Here is a 2,200-nt window from a genome sequence, read left to right as displayed (position 1 = left end):
CCCAGGTGCACCGTGGCCTTGATGATGACCTGGCTGGCGTTGGCGTGGCGTACGACGTTGCTCAGCGCCTCTCGCACGCAGGCCGCCATGTCGTCGGCCAGCGGGCCGCGCACCGAGCGCAGACCGGGGTCGAGCGCGAGGATCGGTCGGAAGCCGAGCAGGCGCTCGGCCTCGTCGCCGATGTCGGTGATCATGTCGGTCAGCGTCACCGACTCGTCACCGGAGGACTTCAGGGTGAGGATCGTGTTGCGGATCTGTCGGATGGTCTCGTCGATGGCGAACATCGCGTCCGAGACGCGCTGCTGGGTGTCACCCTCCAGCTGGTTGGCGACCCCGTGCAGCGAGAGTCCGGTGGCGAACAGGCGCTGCACGACGTGGTCGTGGAGGTCGCGCGCGATGCGGTCGCGCTCCTCGACCAGCAGCAGCTTCTCCTGGACCTGACGGGCCGACTCGAGCTCGAGGGCGACCGAGGCCTGGGCGGCGAACGCCGAGGCGAGGTCGAGCTCGCTGTGGGTGAAGGGCGGGTTGTCCTGGAAGCGTCCGAGCAGCAGCACACCGGTGAGGCTCTCGGCGCCGATGAGCGGGATGATCAGGGCCGGCCCGAAGTCCGAGGTGTCCATGCCCTCGAACACCTCGGAGCGGACCTGCGACAGGTCGCCGTACACCAGGGCGTCGCCCCGCTCCAACGTGCGCATCTCGGTGGTGACGGGCAGTGAGACCACGCGATTGCGCAGCGACTCCACCTCCCCGAGGCCGCCGACGTGCTGGACGTGCATGTGCGTGCCCTGGATCAGCGCCACGACCGTGTAGTCGGCGTTGGCCAGGTCCATGGCCCGCTCGGACACCTCGCGCAGCGGGTCGTCGATCTCGTCGCCGAGCAGCTGCTGGGTGAGCGTGGTGGCGGCGCGCATCCAGCGCCGGGCGTGCAGCACCTCGCGCAGCAGCAGGGCGTTGTCCATGGCCGAGCCGAGGGCACGGCCGAGCTCGGCCAGCAGCTCGTCGGCGTCGGACCCGATGTGGCCGGCGCCGGGGCGGTTGGCCAGGACCAGGATCCCGACGGTGCGGACCCCGGCACGCAGGCGCACCGCGAGCAGCTCGCCGAAGGTGACCGTCGTACGCCGTGCCGAGGAGCTGCCACGTGCCGAGGGCACGTCGACCGGCTCGAGCGACAGGCGCACGCTGCCCTCCTGCTCCAGCACCGACGAGCGAGCCCGCAGCAGGGCGGGGTGGGTGGTCAGCAGCTCATCGAGCTCGGGGGGCAGGCCGCTGGATCCGAGCGTGGAGAACCCGCGCTCCTCGTCGAGCAGGGCGGCGAACGCGTAGTCGGTCTCGCACAGCTCGCGGGCCGTCGCGGCGATCTCGCGGAGAACAGCGGTCGGGGAGCGGTCGCTGCGCAGGATGCGGGGCAGGCGCTGGAGGACGTGGTGGACCCGACGGTCGACGGCATGGACGGTCACACTGATGACGGCCCCCTCGCGTTTGGCGGCCCCTGCGCGCCTCCCGAGCGTGTGGGGTTCACCCCCAGTGTAGGAAGTCGGTCGTCCGTGCGCGAGTAAAACCTGGGGATCAAACAATCAGTCTTGACTGTTTGTTTGGGGGCGGGCACAGTGGCGCCATGTCGACCACGGTGCGTGTGCCCCAGACGCAGCGCACCCGTCTGATGCGCCAGCGGCTCCTCGAGGCCACCGTCGAGTGCCTGGTCGAGCACGGCTGGAGCGGTACGTCGACCACGCTCGTCTCGCAGCGTGCCGGCGTCAGCCGGGGGGCCCAGCTCCACCACTTCCCGACCAAGGACGCCCTGGTGCTGGCCGCGGTCGAGCACCTGACCGCCGTACGTCACGAGGAGGTCCTGGACCGGACGGCGGACCTCCCGACCGGTGGCGGCCGCACCCGTGCGGTGCTCGAGGTGCTGGCCGAGCTGTTCACCGGCCCGCTCTTCGTCGCTGCCGCAGAGCTCTGGATGGCCGCGCGCACCGATCCCGCCCTGCGCGAGGCGGTGGCCGAGCTGGAGACACGGGTGGGTCGCGCGACCCCCCGCTCCACCGTCGACGCGCTCGGCGTGGACGAGTCGCTGCCGGGCAACCGCGAGCTCGTGCAGGCCACCCTCGACCTGATGCGTGGTCTCGGGCTCGCCAACCTCGTCTCCGACGACGTGGCTCGGCGCGACCGCATCCTCGACCACTGGGCGGTCACCCTCGAG

General features: G+C 71.3%; 2 protein-coding genes. One reads left to right on the top strand and one right to left on the bottom strand.

Annotation, left to right across the window (positions count from 1 at the left end):
• Positions 1 to 1,457, bottom strand: a 1,457-nt coding sequence (locus RMN98_RS17165) for a GAF domain-containing protein (RefSeq protein WP_309650032.1), incomplete at its 3' end; no start/stop codon positions are given.
• Positions 1,458 to 1,615: 158 nt separating this feature from the next.
• Between RMN98_RS17165 and RMN98_RS17160 the strand changes: the two genes are divergently transcribed.
• The coding region (locus RMN98_RS17160; protein ID WP_309650031.1) for a TetR/AcrR family transcriptional regulator at positions 1,616 to 2,200 on the top strand (585 nt) is incomplete at its 3' end.

Origin of the sequence: Nocardioides sp. (genome assembly GCF_031397825.1) — a bacterium.
Classification (GTDB): domain Bacteria; phylum Actinomycetota; class Actinomycetes; order Propionibacteriales; family Nocardioidaceae; genus Nocardioides.
The sequence above is the reverse complement of the archived record's forward strand: the minus strand, read 5'-3'. Positions and strand labels throughout refer to the sequence as shown.